The sequence below is a fragment of the Acidobacteriota bacterium genome, assembly GCA_003225175.1.
GTDB lineage: Bacteria > Acidobacteriota > Terriglobia > Terriglobales > Acidobacteriaceae > Gp1-AA112.
In genome coordinates this window covers 18,121-34,304 of record QIBA01000055.1, presented here as the reverse complement: position 1 = coordinate 34,304, position 16,184 = coordinate 18,121, and the positions used below count along the sequence as shown (strand labels likewise).

At 55.5% G+C, this 16,184-nt stretch carries 13 protein-coding genes; 7 read left to right on the top strand and 6 right to left on the bottom strand.

The annotated features are described in order from the left end of the window. Positions 1-78 precede the first annotated feature (78 nt). The 4 genes from DMG62_15605 to DMG62_15590 all read left to right on the top strand — a co-directional run bounded on the left by DMG62_15605 (position 79) and on the right by DMG62_15590 (position 3,751). On the top strand, positions 79-1,041 hold the full coding sequence (locus DMG62_15605; GenBank protein ID PYY22042.1) for a deoxyhypusine synthase: 963 nt from the start codon (positions 79-81) through the stop codon (positions 1,039-1,041). A gap of 23 nt (positions 1,042-1,064) precedes the next feature. Further along, on the top strand, positions 1,065-2,087 hold the full coding sequence (locus DMG62_15600; GenBank protein ID PYY21981.1) for an alcohol dehydrogenase: 1,023 nt from the start codon (positions 1,065-1,067) through the stop codon (positions 2,085-2,087). Positions 2,088-2,336: 249 nt separating this feature from the next. Continuing rightward, positions 2,337-2,996 carry an antibiotic resistance protein MarC gene (locus DMG62_15595; protein PYY21980.1) on the top strand — a complete coding sequence of 220 codons (660 nt, stop codon included), beginning with the start codon at positions 2,337-2,339 and terminating at the stop codon, positions 2,994-2,996. A gap of 194 nt (positions 2,997-3,190) precedes the next feature. Continuing rightward, positions 3,191-3,751 carry an NADH-quinone oxidoreductase subunit B gene (locus DMG62_15590; GenBank protein ID PYY21979.1) on the top strand — a complete coding sequence of 187 codons (561 nt, stop codon included), beginning with the start codon at positions 3,191-3,193 and terminating at the stop codon, positions 3,749-3,751. Positions 3,752-3,835: 84 nt separating this feature from the next. On the opposite strand, the gene DMG62_15585 is transcribed toward DMG62_15590, so the two are convergent. From DMG62_15585 to DMG62_15570, 4 genes are all read right to left on the bottom strand, one after another. After that, a complete protein-coding gene (locus DMG62_15585) occupies positions 3,836-4,831 on the bottom strand; it encodes a polyprenyl synthetase family protein (protein ID PYY21978.1) in 996 nt (331 codons plus the stop codon). Position 4,832: 1 nt separating this feature from the next. Then, the gene (locus tag DMG62_15580) at positions 4,833-5,333 is read right to left on the bottom strand and encodes a YajQ family cyclic di-GMP-binding protein (GenBank protein PYY21977.1); all 501 of its coding nucleotides are present in this window, start codon (positions 5,331-5,333) and stop codon (positions 4,833-4,835) included. A gap of 153 nt (positions 5,334-5,486) precedes the next feature. Continuing rightward, positions 5,487-6,299: a TatD family deoxyribonuclease gene (locus DMG62_15575; GenBank protein PYY21976.1), complete on the bottom strand. Its 813-nt coding sequence runs from the start codon at positions 6,297-6,299 to the stop codon at positions 5,487-5,489. Next, positions 6,300-8,378, bottom strand: coding sequence for a methionine--tRNA ligase (locus DMG62_15570; protein ID PYY22041.1), 2,079 nt, complete (start codon positions 8,376-8,378; stop codon positions 6,300-6,302). 273 nt (positions 8,379-8,651) lie between these two features. Here DMG62_15570 and DMG62_15565 point away from each other — a divergent pair, with 273 nt between their 5' ends. Continuing rightward, entirely contained in the window at positions 8,652-10,589 is a 1,938-nt protein-coding gene (locus DMG62_15565; GenBank protein PYY21975.1) for an arginine--tRNA ligase, read from the top strand. A 165-nt stretch (positions 10,590-10,754) separates the two neighbouring features. Next, positions 10,755-11,333 (top strand): hypothetical protein, encoded by a 579-nt coding sequence (locus tag DMG62_15560; protein PYY21974.1) that lies wholly within the window; start codon positions 10,755-10,757, stop codon positions 11,331-11,333. A gap of 65 nt (positions 11,334-11,398) precedes the next feature. Here DMG62_15560 and DMG62_15555 read toward each other — a convergent pair whose 3' ends face one another. Next, complete coding sequence (locus DMG62_15555; protein PYY21973.1) at positions 11,399-12,901, bottom strand: leucyl aminopeptidase; 1,503 nt, start codon at positions 12,899-12,901, stop codon at positions 11,399-11,401. 80 nt (positions 12,902-12,981) lie between these two features. Continuing rightward, positions 12,982-13,506, bottom strand: coding sequence for an SsrA-binding protein (locus DMG62_15550; protein ID PYY21972.1), 525 nt, complete (start codon positions 13,504-13,506; stop codon positions 12,982-12,984). On the opposite strand from DMG62_15550, the gene DMG62_15545 reads away from it, so the two are divergent. Further along, complete coding sequence (locus DMG62_15545; protein PYY21971.1) at positions 13,505-16,180, top strand: type II and III secretion system protein; 2,676 nt, start codon at positions 13,505-13,507, stop codon at positions 16,178-16,180. The genes DMG62_15550 and DMG62_15545 overlap by 2 nt on opposite strands. Positions 16,181-16,184: the final 4 nt, after the last annotated feature.

Below are 16,184 nucleotides of genomic sequence, written 5' to 3'. Positions count from 1 at the left end.
CCACATGCTCGTAGAAGTGATATTTTGAAAGATTCCACTTTCATCCGTTGAGAGGACTGTAGATTGCCCAAAGGACCGATTTCGCGCTTCATCGAGCATCACTATCGCCACTTCAACTCGGCTGCGCTCATGGACGCTGCCAAGGCTTACGAGAAGCTGTTGAACAATGGCGGCAAAATGTTCATGACGATTGCCGGGGCTATGAGCACGGCCGAGCTGGGCCTCTCTTTGGCCGAGATGATTCGGCAGGACAAAGTTCACGGGATCTGCTGTACCGGCGCCAATCTTGAGGAAGATGTCTTCAATCTAGTTGCCCACGATCATTACGAGCGCGTGCCGCACTATCGCCAGCTCTCTCCCGCGGAAGAAGAGGCCTTGCTCAATCGTCACATGAATCGCGTGACTGACACTTGCATCCCCGAGCACGAAGCCATGCGGCGCATTGAGACCGCAGTCCTGGATGAATGGGTGAAGGCTGACAAGGCTGGACAGCGCTTCTTTCCGCATGAGTTCATGTACAAGATTCTGCTGAGTGGCAAGCTGAAGAATTCTTACCAGATCGATCCCAAAGACAGTTGGCTGATGGCGGCAGCGCAGAAGAACCTGCCGATGTTCGTGCCAGGATGGGAAGATGCAACTCTCGGCAACATGTATGCCGGTCACTGCATCTCGGGCGATGTGAAAAACGTGCACACGGTACGTACGGGCATCGAGTACATGATGTTGCTGGCCGAGTGGTACACGGAATTGACCGCAAAAACGCCACTTGGGTTCTTCCAAATCGGAGGCGGCATCGCAGGCGACTTTCCCATCTGCGTTGTCCCAATGCTGCATCAAGATTTACAACGCGAGAATGTTCCGCTCTGGGCTTACTTCTGCCAGATCAGCGATTCGACCACTAGTTACGGCTCCTATTCAGGCGCGGTGCCAAATGAGAAGATCACCTGGGGGAAGTTGGGTAGAGATACGCCGAAGTTCATCATCGAGTCGGACGCAACGGTCGTGGCGCCGTTGATCTTCGCGTACGTTCTAGGCTGCTAGAGCAAGGTGTTTGAAGTTTCGAGATGAAGGCCGTTCGTTTCCGCGAATTCGGAGGACCCGAGGTTCTCAAATATGAGGACGTTCCCGATGTGCGTCCGCGAGAGGATCAGGTGTTGGTCCGCGTGCGGGCTTGTGCGCTGAATCATCTTGATCTCTGGGTTCGAAAGGGCCTGCCCGGAGTCCAGCTACCGCACATCAACGGCAGCGACATCGCCGGTGACGTCATGGAAGTAGGGAGCTATGTATCTGGCGTGAAGCGTGGCACGCGTGTGCTGCTTGCGCCCATGACGTTCTGCAATCATTGCGCACAATGCACTTCAGGACAGCAGAGTTTTTGCCGGGAATTTACTGTTCTGGGATATTTGAACGATGGCGGTAATGCTGAGTACATCGCTGTTCCTGAAGTGAATGTGATCCCAATCCCAGAGAGTTTTTCGTATGACCAGGCTGCCAGTGTGCCGCTGGTGTTTCTCACTGCGTGGCACATGCTGGTCACGCGTGCGCACATCAAGGCCGGCGAGACCGTGCTCGTGCTTGGCGGTGGATCAGGCGTCGGCTCTGCAGCGATCCAGATTTGCAAGATGCTTGGAGCGACCGTCATCGCCACAGCCGGTGACGACGCGAAGCTGCAGAAGTCTCGCGAACTCGGCGCTGATCATATGATCAATCATTACAAGCAGAAAATCGCGGACGAAGTTCGGCGGATCACTTCAAAGGCAGGCGTCGATATCGTCTTCGAGCACGTCGGTGCGGCGACCTTCGATGAAAGTGTGCGCTCGCTGCGTCCTGGTGGGGCGTTGGTGACCTGTGGCGCCACTACCGGACCAGAAGCAAAGTTCGATATTCGAGTTCTCTTCAGCCGCCAGCTTTCATTCCTCGGTTCCTATATGGGAACGATGGGCGATCTTCATGAAGTGCTTAGGCACATCTTCGGCGGCAAGCTCAACGCTGTGATCGACTGCACGTATCCCCTGAGCGAAGCGCGTCGGGCCCACGAGCGCCTGGAAAAGAGTGAGCAGTTCGGAAAGATCGTGCTCAATCCATGAGCGAACAAAGGTCGTCGGCTGCCGATCCCAATTTGCGACAAACGGCAAAGTGGATTGCGCTGCTATTGTTCATCCTTTATTGCGTCGATCTCGTCTAAGATCGGGCACTGGAACCAGTATTCGGCCGGACTCAAGTTCTGGACGATTGCATCGGTCCTCGCAGTCCGTTTAGTGTTCAGGGCGTTCCTGTTCTGGATCTACCTGCGGGGGAAAAAGGCAAGCTGAAGGTTCGGTCTAGCTGAAAGATCAATGCACAACTTCTTCAGGACGCCAAGCATTCAGTACTTCATCGTTGCGCTAACCTCAGTGTTCTTTCTCGTGGATCCCTTCGCAGCATTGCCTACATTCCTGGTGATTGCGGGCGACGTAGATTATGAACAACGCCGTCGTCTCGCAAAGAAAGCTTGCATCACTTGCTTTATCGTGCTCACCAGCTTCGCGCTGCTGGGGAGCCTGATCTTCCGCTTCTTCGGCATTACGCTTCCCGCATTTGAGATCGCTGGAGGCATCATCCTGCTTCTCATGGGACTCGAGATGCTTCAGGCCCACCGCTCCGGCACTCATGAAACTCCCGGCGAGACGGAGGAAGGTATGGCAAAGGAGGATGCCGGAATTATTCCGCTGGGCATTCCCATGCTTGCCGGTCCTGGCGCGATCTCCACAGTGATGGTGTTGATGGGGCCATCGCCAGGCTGGTGGCGTACGCTGACGATCTTCATCGCCATCACGATTACTTCTGTCGCATCGTTCTTTATCCTCTCGGCAGCCCACCGCGTTCGCCGGTTCCTTGGTGAAACGGGAATTCGAATCCTGATGCGGCTCATGGGCCTTCTACTCACCGCGATCGCTGTGCAGTTCATGGTTAATGGCCTCGCAGACTTGGGAGTGGTGCAGACTATGCGTCAGTAAGTGCGACACAAACGGCGACGCCAAAAACACCACAGGCATCGCATGGACCTTGGGGTCGCGGATTTATACGGATATGACGAGAGGACTGGAGCAAACGTGACTAGCTCGGGAATATCTGTATGAGTCCGTGCTTCCGTTGATCGGTGTCATGTTTTTGCTGTTGCCGTTTACGACAGCGTAAAATGAGTACAGCCATGAGTGAACTTGAGCGCTACCAAGAGTCCCTGAAAATGCAGAACAACCGCCGTCGGGTGGAAGAGGTGAACTTCGGCGAGGACGTCCCTGAAGGCGTGCTGCTTACTTCTCTGGACAAGGTTGTGAACTGGATGCGCAAGAGTTCCATTTGGCCGATGACCTTCGGCCTGGCCTGCTGCGCGATCGAGATGATGGCTATGGGCGCTTCGCGCTTCGATATCGCCCGATTCGGAGCTGAGGTATTTCGTCCTTCACCACGGCAATCCGATCTTATGATTATCGCCGGCCGTGTCTCCCAGAAAATGGCGCCGGTGATCCGGCGCTTATATGAGCAAATGCCCGAACCCAAGTGGGTGATCTCCATGGGCGCCTGCGCAACGTCAGGTGGTGTGTTTAACAACTACGCTTTGGTTCAGGGAGTGAATCAGGTAATTCCGGTGGACATCTACGTTCCAGGTTGCCCGCCACGTCCGGAGCAGCTGATCTATGCGATCACGCTGCTGCAGGAGAAAATCATGAACGAGCGTGGGTCGTTTAAGCGGGCTTTGAATCTGACTTAGCTTTTTGTGGCACCGGCGCCCTCGCCTGTATTCGGGTTAGGCGGAGCCACAGCCGAGGGCGACTGTGCCGCAAGGCTAAATTCTTTACTTCTCTCGTCCAACCACAAATTCGGGAATCCACAATAACGCGCGCTTGATTTCCCCGTCGGGGAAGTGGCTGATGGCTCGACGAGCCTGTTCGGCGTGTTCATTAGCAGAGGCCACAGCGTAGTCGACCGAGCCATACTGCTCGAGAATCGCGCGCACGTCTCCATGAATGACCGTGGCAAAGCAGCGTTCATCGAGAACTGTCTCGATAAGTTTGCGCTCGGCCGGGGTACAGCGATCGAGCGCATGAATGATCGCCATGGTGACTTTGCCTTCGCGGAGATCGCTCGCCACCGGTTTGCCGAGAACATCTTCTGAGGCCGTGAGATCCAGCACGTCGTCGACGATCTGGAAGGCAAGGCCAAGATTGCGGCCATATTCACCGAGACGATCTTCATCGGCATCGCTTGCGCGTCCCAAGACTGCACCCAGCTTCATGGAAACTGAGAATAGACACGCTGTCTTTCGGTAGATCAGATCGAGATGCTCGGCCTGGCTAATGATGTGGCCGAGGCGCTCCATCTGCATCAGCTCGCCTTCGACCATCTGCTGCGTGAGTCCAATGAGGAGATCGAGGACTCTGAAGTTCTGCTCCTCCAGGGCGATCTTGAAGGCCTGCATGTAAAGCCAATCGCCGGCTAGGACGCACTTTGAGTTTCCCCATTTGGTATTGGCCGATGGCCGGCCGCGGCGAGTGAGCGCTTCGTCGATGATGTCGTCGTGCACGAGGGTTGCAGTATGAACAATCTCTACGACCGAGCCCAGTCGTACAGCACCTCGACCTTCGTATCCGCATAGTTTCGCGGACAGCAGAAGCAGTGCCGGACGAATACGCTTGCCGCCGCCTTCGCGCAGATATTCGCCGATCTCGGTAATCACCTCGACTCCGGAGATGGCGTCCCGCTGGAACTCCTGCTCGATGGCGAGCAGGTCGTCGCGCAGTAGATCGAATACTTCCTTGGCCGCTGCGCTGGCGCTGGTTGAAGTCGTCACGCTAGTTGGACCTGTAGTTCGTGAACTGCATGTCGATGCCGAAGTCCTTGCCCTTGAGCGTCGCGATCACCTGCTGCAACGTGTCGCGATCTTTGCCGCTTACGCGAACCGTATCGCCCTGGATCGAGGCCTGAACTTTGAGCTTGGCGTCCTTGATGAGTTTCACGATCTCGCGCGCCTTTTCGATCGGGATTCCTTGCTGCAATTTGACTCGCTGGCGCACGGTTGACCCCGCTGCCGGTTCGACTGCACCGTAATCAAGTCCCTTCAGCGGCACGTGACGTTTTACCAACTTGTTCTGCAGGATATCGTTGACTGCCTTGAGCTTATATTCGTCGATTGAGGAGAGGACGATCGCTTCCTTTCCCTCAAGGGCGATGTCCGATTTGGAGTCTTTGAGATCAAAGCGCGTATGAATCTCTTTGATCGCCTGCTGGATAGCGTTCGCGACCTCCTGCAGGTCGATCTTGCTCACTACATCGAATGAGTTATCGCTGGCCATGTGGGTAGCCCTCTAGCTTAATTCGTTCTGGGTCCGGATGCATCTTCTATTCGTTCGCAGCATTGGTAGCACAACCGGATTAATCAAACACCAAGGGCACGAAGGAACGCGCAGTCGGATTGGTTTCCCTTGTGACCTTCGTGTCCTTCGTGGTTAGCTTTGGCTTTTCAGCGGGGGGAGTCGGAAGAATCGGAAGAAGTTGTTGGCTGTGATTTCGCCGATTTCGCCGGTGCTCTTGCCCCGTAGCTCGGCGATTTTCTCTGCGGTCTTGATAACGAATGCCGGCTCGTTGCGCTTGCCACGATAGGGACTTGGCGCGAGAAACGGCGAGTCGGTCTCGATGAACATGCGATCTTCTGGAACGGTGCGCGCCACCTCGCGAATATTTTCTGCTTTTGGGAAGGTAACGTTGCCGGAGAACGAGATCATAAAGCCCATATCCAACGCCGCTTTCGCATGCTTCGGCTCCCCAGTGAAGCAGTGCAGTACTCCTCCGAAGCCAGTTGAAGCCCAATGTTCGCGAACCAGGCGAAGAGTGTCGTCCCAGGCATTCTCAGAATTATCTGAAGGCCGGCAATGAATGATGATGGGGAGCTTTGCCGCGCGTGCGATCTCCATCTGCCGGATGAAGACCTGGTGCTGCACATCGCGCGGTGAATGATCGTAATAGTAGTCGAGGCCAATTTCGCCAAATCCGATCACGCGAGGATGACGCGCGAGCGATTCGAGTTCCGTATAGTCGCTCCCAGTGGCTAGCCTGGCTTCGTGTGGATGTATGCCGATGCTCGCATAAATCCAGTCATGCTGTTCAGCGATGCGGATCGCGCAATCGAGGGTGCCCGGGCCGGTGCCGCTGCCGATAGCAAGGATGCTTACTACGCCGGCTGCGCGAGCGCGCTCCAGCATCTCCGCGCGATCTGAATCGAACCTTGGACCTTCCAGATGCGCGTGGGAATCGACCAGCATTTACTTAAGCCGAGCGCCGACGGGAACGTCTTCGAGAAAGCTCGCAAGCACAGGCAGACCTTTCTCGCCGATAGAAGCGGCGACGATCATGCCGTTCGACTCGATCCCGCGCAGCTTTCGCGGCTGAAGGTTGGCAACGATCACTACCTTCATGCCGATGATTTTTTCCGGCGAATACTTTTCGGCGATTCCGGCGACGATCGTACGAACCTCTGTGCCGATGTCGACTTCCAGTCTCAGCAGCTTGTCAGCGCCTTTTACTTTCTCAGCGCTCTTCACCTGGCCGACGCGAAGTTCGACCTTGGCGAAGTCGTCGATGGAGATGCGACCGTCGGCGGTTGGCGTGGCGGCTTGGGTGGCACTCTGCGCAGGTGCGGTGCTTGCAGCTGCTGATTTTTCGGCTGTTGCTATAGCCGCCGCAGCTTGCGTCGCAGGCTGACCGGCTTTGGCTCCAGCACCTGCAGGAACGGCTTGCGCCGCGGCTGATGCTCGATCGAGCTCTGCCTGCTGCATACGCTCAACTGCGTTCTTCTCCGCACGTGGAAATACGGCTTCTACTTTGCCAAGCTTGGTGCCGAGTCCGAGCTGCCCCCACTTGAGATCGTTCAGTGGGAACTTCGCAATATCGCCGACTCCGAGCTGTTGCCAGATGCGTGAGGTTGCGCTGGGCAGTACGGGGTGCAGTAGCGCAGTAATGATGCGTAAAGCTTCTGCACTCGTGTAGAGCACCGTGGCAAGACGAGCAAGGCTGGCTTCGTCTTTGTGCTCGCCGAGCTGCCATGGCTCGTTTTCGACGATGTACTTGTTGACGCCACTGACGAGTGACCAGATGTTCTCCAGCGCGCGCGAGAACTGGTAGCCGGAAAACAGCTCATTTGTGCTCTTGATCACATCTGTCGCGAGATCGGCTATCGCGTCATCGCTCGCAGCACGTGAGGCCTTCGGCGAGGGATACGGAATCTGCTCGCGGAAGTAGCGCGCGATCATTGACAACGTCCGGCTGGACAGATTGCCAAGGTCGTTGGCCAAATCTGAGTTGTAACGCTGCACTAACGCGTCAAACGAGAAGCTACCGTCCTGCCCGAAGACAACTTCACGTAGCAGAAAATACCGCAGCGCATCGGAGCCGAGCACGTCGAGTACGGTCTCGCTGCGCACGATGTTCCCGCGCGACTTCGACATCTTGTCTTGCTCGAACAGTAGCCAGCCGTGCACGACTACTTGTTTTGGCAGCGGCAGTCCTGCGGCCATCAGGAACGCCGGCCAATACACCGCGTGGAAGCGCACAATCTCTTTGCCCACCATGTGCACATCGGCTGGCCAGTAGCGATCGAATTGCTTTTTCAACTTGGAGTCGTCGGAGCCGTAACCGATGGCGGTGATGTAGTTTGCGTCAGCGTCGAACCATACGTAGAGCACGTGCTTCGGATCGTCAGGAACTGGAATCCCCCACCGTACTGAAGTACGACTGATACTCAGATCCTTCAATCCGCCGCGCACGAAAGCTATCACTTCATTGCGGCGAGTCTCCGGCCAGACAAAGTCTGGATTGTCTTCATAGAGTTTCAATAACTTGTCCTGAAAAGCCGACAGTTTGAAGTAGTAGTTCTCTTCACTAATTGTCTCTGTGGGACGGCCGCAATCGGGACAAGGCGATCCTGGAGGAGCATCGACGTAGAGTTCGTCGAATACACAGTACTGACCGGTGTACGAACCCTTGTAGATATACCCATTGTCACGGATCTGGCGAAAGAGCTGTTGTACACCTTCAGCATGACACTTATCCGTCGTACGGATGAAACCGTCATAGCTGATGCCCATGCGGTCCCAAAGACTGCGATACTCAGCCGCCACCGCATCAGTCCACTGTTTGGGACTCTTGCCAGCGGCGGCCGCTGAGCGTTCGATTTTCTGTCCGTGCTCGTCAGTGCCAGTGAGGAAAAAGGTATCCGACCCAAGCATGCGCTGGCGCCGTGCCACCACGTCGCACACGATCGTCGTGTACGCGTGGCCGATGTGAGGCCGCGCATTTACGTAGTAAATCGGGGTAGTGATGTAGAACTTTTCGCCTTTTTCCATGCTGACCAGATTTTGTGGCACGGGCACTTCACGCCGTGTTGTGAGAGTCTCCGGCGCTTAGGGTTTGCCGCTACGGAAGCGATGAAGACAGGAATTCCTCATCATATGAGGTGCATTGGGTAGCGTCAAACTGTCGGGCGTTATTGCGCTAGAGGGTGCGTCTGAGGGTGCCATGAGGTTCAGCAGAAGGCGATTGTTATAATCGCGATTTTATCGTTCACGCTGGGAGACATTCCGGGCGGTGCATCTGCTCGCCAGTGCCACTGAGGATTCTTGTACCTTCACTTCCAACAAAACCTTGCCGAGCGCGTGCGTGCACTTCTGCGCGCTAAGTATCAGCTAGACCTGCCGAATATCGTAATGGAACAGCCCCCGAAGATTGCTTTCGGTGAGTTTGCGCTGCCATTGGCTTTCGAACTCGCGAAGCGTCTGCGAAAGCCTCCCCGCAAAGCCGCTGAAGAGATTGTCAGTGGCCTGGGAGGTGTTCCCGGATTCAAAGTCTTTGAGCTTGCGGGTGCAGGTTACATCAACGCCCGTGTGGATCGCAGTGAATTTATTCGCCAGATGCTGTCGCGAGATCGCTGTCCTGCTACTCCGAAGGACAAAATTCTAGTCGAGCACACCAGCATTAATCCCAACAAGGCCGCGCACATTGGACATCTGCGCAATGCAATTCTTGGCGACACCTTCGTGCGCCTACTTCGTGAGGCGTCGCATCCGGTGGATGTGCAGAACTACATCGACAACACAGGAGCGCAGGTTGCAGATGTCGTTGTAGGCTTCGAGCAGCTCGAGCGGAAGACGTATTCGGAGGTCGAAGCACTCACCCGTGCTCCCCGTTTTGATTACTACTGCTGGGACCTCTACGCCCGCGTTTCACAATGGTACGAAGAAGATTCAGTGCACAAGCAGATTCGTCTGGACACCCTGCACAAACTCGAAGCTGACGGCAACGAGACCGCCCGGCTCGCCGATCTGATTTCAACCGCAATCTTGAAACGCCATCTGGAAACGATGCAGCGGTTAGGCATTGTTTATGACTTTCTGCCACGCGAAAGCGAGATTCTTCACCTCCACTTCTGGGAACTGGCATTCGAGCAATTAAAGCAGAAGGGCGTGTTGCGTCTGGAGACGGATGGCAAGAACAAAGGCTGTTGGGTGATGAAGCGCAGCTCGGCTTCGGGAGGCGAAAACACAGAAGAAGACGACAAGGTGATCGTGCGCTCGAATGGAACCGTCACTTATGTTGGCAAGGACATCGCGTATCACCTCTGGAAATTCGGATTGCTCGGTCGAGATTTTGGATATCGACGCTTCTATCGGTATCCCGATGGACAGGAGTGTTGGATGTCATCCGAGAGTGGCGAGAAAGATCATCCCCACTTCGGTGGCGTGAGCGAAATTTATAACGTGATCGACTCGCGCCAATCGGATCCGCAGAACAATGTCATCGAAGCTCTGCGGGCTTTGGGTTATGCAGACCAGGCAGCGCACTATACGCATTTCTCCTATGAGATGGTGGCTCTCACTCCGCGTTGCGCGATCGAGCTTGGGTACGACGTTTCGGAAGAGGATCGCAAGCGAGCTTACATCGAAGTCTCAGGTCGCAAGGGCTTCGGGGTTAAAGCTGACGATCTGCTGGATGCGCTGATCGCGTCGGCGCAGAAGGAAGTGGACGCCCGGCATCCCGAACGCGGCGAACACGAGCGTAAGCAGATTGCAACGCAGATCTCGGTCGGTGCACTGCGCTACTTCATGCTTAAGTTCACGAAGGGTGCGTTGATTGCCTTCGACTTTAAAGACGCACTCAGCTTTGAAGGCGAGACGGGACCATATGTTCAGTATGCGATCGTTCGCGTGTCAAGTATCTTTCGGAAAGCCGGAACTTCTGCGGAAGAGAGCTTGCAGAGGTTCAATCCTGCCTGGGGAGCGATGCTCGAGGCAGAAGACGATATCTGGGAGCTATGGCTCACAGCGGGCAAATTCTCCTTGATGGTGGATCAATGTATCTCAACCACCGAGCCGGCCTATCTGGCGAAGTACGCATTTCAACTCGGCCAGCTGTTCAACAACTTCTACCACCGGCATCACATACTCACGGAAGAAGACGTAGCTCGCAAGTCCCTCCTCCTGGCAACAGCTGCCGTGGTTCGACGTGAGCTGGTGAGGACACTCTCTATTTTGGGAATCGAGGCGCCAGACGTGATGTGAGCTGCCGGCGAACTCGCAGACGCAGTCTGCCTTGTAGAGAGACGCAGCATGCAGCGTCTCTATCATGAGCACTGCAGCACCCAAATAGTTCGACCGAAACTTTCCGTGATTCATGGGTTCTGACCTGGAAGTTAGGGTAGACTCTTCGCCCACGGGAGTTCCTCTATGCGCAAATTTGGCGCCGCTCTGCTTGTCTCAGTTTTTGTTTTTTCGAATCAGGGCAATGCAAGAGAGCCAAAACTCTCGGCTCTGTTGCTTCAGGCACGCTACGTAGCCTTGGGCTTTGAGACGGCTGGCGGATTTCTCGGTGAATGGGAAACTCACGCGTTTGTTTCGGCGAACATCCTGCCGGAAGATCGTCAGGCTCTTGCCAATCTAAGTGGTGCCCTCAGGAAGTGGAATCGATACGCGATCACCATTGATCCGCGACAAGCCGAGCTTCTGATTGCGGTGCGCGCAGGGCGTCTTGCTTCAGCCAACGGGGGAATTCACGTTGAGACCGGGTCCATTGATCCAACCGGAAGAACACGCCGAATGCCAGGTGTCGGAATTGGTCCGGCTATTGGTGCTGAAGCAGGTCCTCCCAGCGACTACTTGGCTGTTTATGCAGCGCATGAAGGGGAGGAAGGACCAAGGATCTGGCGCAAAACTGAAGATGACGGTCTCGGCGGCAAGGATCCACCACTCCTTGAGAATTTCAAGAGCGATGTAGAGGCCGCGGCCAAGCAGTCAAAGAAGCCGTAGGCGCCTTGTGAAGTCCATCCTGCCGTAGAGACGCCAGCCGCAGCGGGCGTCTCTAGCATGGACGCTTACGCAGCGAAGCCGCGCACGAACTCAATCAAACTTCTTACGGCGATTCCTGATGGCCCCTTGGCAATGAAGGGTTTTGCCTCATCCACCCAGGCAGTGCCTGCGATGTCGAGATGAATCCAGGGTTTGTCTTCGACAAACTCCTTCAGGAACATCGCGGCGGTTACAGCTCCGCCGTAGCGGCCTCCGCTGTTCACGATATCGGCGATGCTGGACTTGATCATGTCGCGATACTCATCGTCGAGGGGCAGACGCCACATTTTTTCCCCGGCTTGATGACGTGCCTTCTCAAAGCGCTCATACATAACGTCATCATTCGCAAAGATGCCGGCATTCACCATCGCCAGCGCGACCACGCAGGCGCCAGTGAGCGTGGCCGCATCCACAAGATGCGTGCATCCCAATTTGGTACGAGCATACGTCAGACCGTCGGCAAGGACCAACCGTCCCTCAGCGTCCGTGTTAATGATCTCAATCGACTTGCCTGACATTGCAATCTGCACATCGCCTGGTTTCTGAGCTTTACCTGACGGCATGTTCTCCGAGGCGCAGATCACTGCATTCACCTTCACCTTTGGCTTCAGCTGAGCGATGGCTCGCATGGCCCCGAGCATCGTGGCACCGCCCGCCATGTCATATTTCATCTTTTCCATGCCGTCCGCCGGTTTGATCGAGATTCCGCCGGTGTCGAAGGTGATTGCCTTGCCCACCAGTCCCAAAACGGGCTCAGCTGGGGCGCTTGAGGGCGCATATTTCAGCACGATGAGCGCCGGCGGCTCGTCGGAACCTTGGGCAACGCCCCAGAAAGCGCCCATTTTCAGAGCCCTGATCTCATCGGGACCGAGCACCTCGCACTGCAAACCAGTTTCGGCTGCCATCCTCCGCGCACGATCCGCAAGCATCATCGGTGTGAGACGGTTACTAGGTTCGTTCACCAGTTCGCGAGTGAAGTTCTGGGATTCCCCGATGATGCGTCCTTCTTCCAGCGCAGCGCGCAGGAGCTTTTCGTCGCTGCCTGATGGGGCCACAACCGTGAGTGATTCAAGCCGCTGATCCTTGCGATCGCTCTTATAGATGTCCGGATCGAAGTCGCCGATGAGTGTGCCGATGACTGAGGCGCGTACGGCATTGTCGGCATGAAAGTGCACCGGCCCAGGAAGCGCGATCGCAACATTGCGAATGTTTCGCGACTTCAGGTGGCGGGCTGCGGCTCCCGCGATCTTGCGGAGATCGTTCGGGCTGAATTTCTTCTCCTTGCCGCCGCCAACAAGCAACACTCGTTTCGCTTTGATACCGGAAGGACGATACAGCATCGCCAACTCGAGAGCTTTACCGGTCAGCTCGCCGGATGCGATGAGCTCTTGTGCTGCCTCCTGAAAGGGTTTTTCCGGGCTGAGTACGGCGGCTTGAGATTTATCCTTCTCACCTTTGTCAACGACCGGAATCACCAGACAATCGGTTTGAACATCGGCAGCGTTCTTGATGGCCAGATCAAATTTCATTATTTCGTTTTTCTCCAGAGCTAATCTCAAAATGTGTGGAGATTCCGGTACAAGACGCAGCATGCTGCGTCTCTACACCGTCAAGCGCGACGGCTGCGCGCGATCGCTTCGCGTGCTTCTTTATCGGCTGTCCGGCGCCGCTCAGTTTCGCGTTTGTCCCATTCCTGTTTCCCGCGGGCGAGGGCCAGTTCGATCTTGGCTTTGCCGTTGCGAAAGTAAACGCGGGTTGGGATGAGAGTGAGCCCCTTTTGCTGCGTCTTGCCGATAAGTTTGCGAATTTCCTCGCGATGAAGCAGCAGCTTGCGGGTGCGGAGCGGCTCGTGATTAAAGATGTTCCCGTGCTCATATGGTCCAATATGCGCATTCAGGAGCCACGCTTCTCCGTCCTTCACCAATCCGTAAGCGTCTTTGAGCTGAACCTGGCCCGAGCGAATCGATTTAACCTCTGTCCCACGCAGAAGGAGTCCGGCTTCGAATTTCTCCAGCAGAAAGTATTTGTGTGAGGCGGCCCGATTGACCGCGGCATTGCGCTCGCCCGATGCTACCGGGTCCCGCTTTACGTTCTTTGACTTTTCGGGTTTGGTCTGCACAGCGGAGCGAGCCATGAAAGTAATTCCGAGAGAAGGACAATCTCAAATCGTAACATGCAAGAATTGCTGCAAGCCCGAGGTAGGTCTTCGTTCCAATGCTATAATCGGCAATTCCGCGGGTCTCAAGTGGCCTAGCCACAGTGACTTGCGAGGTCCGGAGGCAAGGGCTCCCGCTTTGCGCGCCGCCTGCGGTCTGGTATTTTTAGATTCCCCTTTCAGCTGCCGCTCACGACAGGACCGGTTTTGGACGAATGGTCCAAAAACTTTGCTCGAAGGAGTAGGTTTGAGAATCCGCACCCGAAGCGCTCTCTTGCTGCTGGCATGTGCCCTGGGAGTTTCAACAAGCGTCGCCGAATCAGCCAAGTCTCTTTACCATCACGGCCAGGACGCCGAGGCGAGGCAGGACTACGTCGCTGCCTACGAAGCCTACAAAGCGGCTTATGAACAGAAGCCGACGGACTTACGCTATCGTTCGGCCTTTGAACGCCTAAAGTTCCAGGCAGCGGCTGTTCATGTAAAGCGCGGTCAGCAGTTGCGCCAGAGTGGCGATCTTCAGAAAGCTCTTCAGGAATTCCAGACAGCAACGCAGATCGACGCCTCCAGCTTCATTGCCCAGCAGGAGATCACCCGCACTCAGGCCCAGATCAATGCCGCAGCTGGAGCGGGAAACACAACTCAGCAAGAACCAAAGCGCGAGGATATCCTCCGCCAACGCATCGAGCAGGCACAGGGACCAGTTCAACTGGCCCCAATTAACGACCTCTCGATCAACATGCACATCTCCGGCGACAGCAAGACGATTTATCAGACGATCGGCAAGCTGGCCGGCATCAACATTCTCTTCGATCCAGATTACGTGGCGAGGCAACTTCCTCCGCTGGAATTGAACGGTGTCACTCTGCAGGAAGCGCTAAGCATCGTCTCCATCCAGTCGGGGACCTTCTGGCGGCCAGTGACGCCGAATACGATTTTTGTTGCTCCGAATACACAAACAAAGCGCAAGGATCTGGATCAGAGCGTCGTCAAAACTTTCTATTTAACGAACGCTGCCAGCCAAACAGAATTTCAGGACATCGCGAATACGCTGCGCACAATTTTGGACATCACGCGAGTGCAGCCGATCGCGGCCGAAAACGCCATTGTAGTGCGTTCCTCGCCGGACAGAGTTGCTCTCGCGGAGAAGATTGTCAGCGATCTGGATAAGTCGCGCGCAGAAGTCGTCGTTGACGTGGCTATTCTCCAAGTCTCAAAAGAGAGAATTCGCAACCTCGGATTTACTCCTTCTTTGGCGAATGGACCCATCGGAGTTCAGCTTATTCCGCCCGGGCAGACTACTACCACGAACCCGAACAACACCAATGGACAATCAACCACTACCACTAACAACGGCCTGACTCTCAATACCTTCAAGAATTTGAACGCCACGGATTTTGCGGTAAGTGTCCCGCAAGCTCAACTCAATGCTTTATTGAACGATTCCGATACCAAACTCCTGCAGAACCCGGAGATCCGAGCATCGGATGGCCAGAAAGCATCGCTAAAGATCGGCTCGCGCATTCCCATCGCTACTGGATCATTTCAGCCGGGCATCGGCGGTGTTGGTATCAATCCGCTGGTGAACACGCAATTCCAGTATCTCGACGTCGGCGTGAATATCGATGTTCAACCAACTGTGCACTTGAATGGTGATGTCACTTTGAAAGTGACGATGGACATATCGTCCCAAACCAATACCGTCTCAATCGGAGGAATTGACCAGCCGGTGATCAGCCAGCGCAAGATTGATCATCAGATTCGTTTACGCGAAGGCGAAGTGAATCTGATGGGCGGTATTTTCGAGGATCAAGATCAAAAAAGCTTCACCGGCATTCCCGGATTGGGCCAAATTCCTATACTGAAGTATATCTTCGGCAGTGAAAAGATCGATCATACGAAGAATGAAGTTGTATTCATAATGATTCCGCACCTGGTGCGGGACCAGGATGTCAGCGACTTGAACCTGCGCCCGATTGATGTCGGGACCGACAGCGGAATTGAACTACGCCTCGCACCGAACCGGCCCGGCCGGGGTGGGCAAGGCGAGTCGCCCCAACCGCAAAGTCAGCTGCAACCGCCAAGGACCGCGACTCCGGCGAGTAGCGCTGCGGCCACGCCTGCTTCTACGGTCGGTGGAGTCCAGGCTCCCCCGCCACAGACTGTGAATCCAGCGGCAACAGCTTCGGTGCAACCGTCGAGCTCTCAGGCTCTCCCACAAGTCGCCAGCACGCCCTCGACCCAGGCTCTATTTCGTTTCGATCCTCCATCGATCACTACGACGAACGGCGGGACCTTCACTGTGGGGGTGACCATGAACGGTGGCACCGACGTGGCTTCCGTTCCGCTCCAGATCACCTATGATCCCAAGCATCTTTCGGTAGTGAAAATCGACAATGGCGACTTCCTCACCAAAGACGGACAGCCAGTCGCGCTTGTCAATCGGGATGATGTCAACACAGGAACTCTGGTTGCTTCGGCTTCGCGTCCGCCAGGTTCAGGCGGGGTCAGTGGGCAGGGCACCGTCTTTATGGTAACGCTTCAGGCGAAGCAACCTGGCGACACCGTGCTTAGCATCACTCGTCCTGGGGCAAGAAACAGCCAACAGCAGCCGATACAAGTGCTGGGTTCGCAGATGACAGTGAAGGTTCAGTAGGGTT

Excerpts from the sequence above, each read along its gene's own strand:
- DMG62_15600 (PYY21981.1), top strand. The coding sequence starts at position 1,065 with ATGAAGGCCGTTCGTTTCCGCGAATTCGGAGGACCCGAGGTTCTCAAA.
- DMG62_15595 (PYY21980.1), top strand. The coding sequence starts at position 2,337 with ATGCACAACTTCTTCAGGACGCCAAGCATTCAGTACTTCATCGTTGCG.
- DMG62_15590 (PYY21979.1), top strand. The coding sequence starts at position 3,191 with ATGAGTGAACTTGAGCGCTACCAAGAGTCCCTGAAAATGCAGAACAAC.
- DMG62_15580 (PYY21977.1), bottom strand. The coding sequence starts at position 5,333 with ATGGCCAGCGATAACTCATTCGATGTAGTGAGCAAGATCGACCTGCAG.
- DMG62_15575 (PYY21976.1), bottom strand. The coding sequence starts at position 6,299 with ATGCTGGTCGATTCCCACGCGCATCTGGAAGGTCCAAGGTTCGATTCA.
- DMG62_15570 (PYY22041.1), bottom strand. The coding sequence starts at position 8,378 with ATGGAAAAAGGCGAAAAGTTCTACATCACTACCCCGATTTACTACGTA.
- DMG62_15560 (PYY21974.1), top strand. The coding sequence starts at position 10,755 with ATGCGCAAATTTGGCGCCGCTCTGCTTGTCTCAGTTTTTGTTTTTTCG.
- DMG62_15555 (PYY21973.1), bottom strand. The coding sequence starts at position 12,901 with ATGAAATTTGATCTGGCCATCAAGAACGCTGCCGATGTTCAAACCGAT.
- DMG62_15545 (PYY21971.1), top strand. The coding sequence starts at position 13,505 with ATGAAAGTAATTCCGAGAGAAGGACAATCTCAAATCGTAACATGCAAG.
- DMG62_15550 (PYY21972.1), bottom strand. The coding sequence starts at position 13,506 with ATGGCTCGCTCCGCTGTGCAGACCAAACCCGAAAAGTCAAAGAACGTA.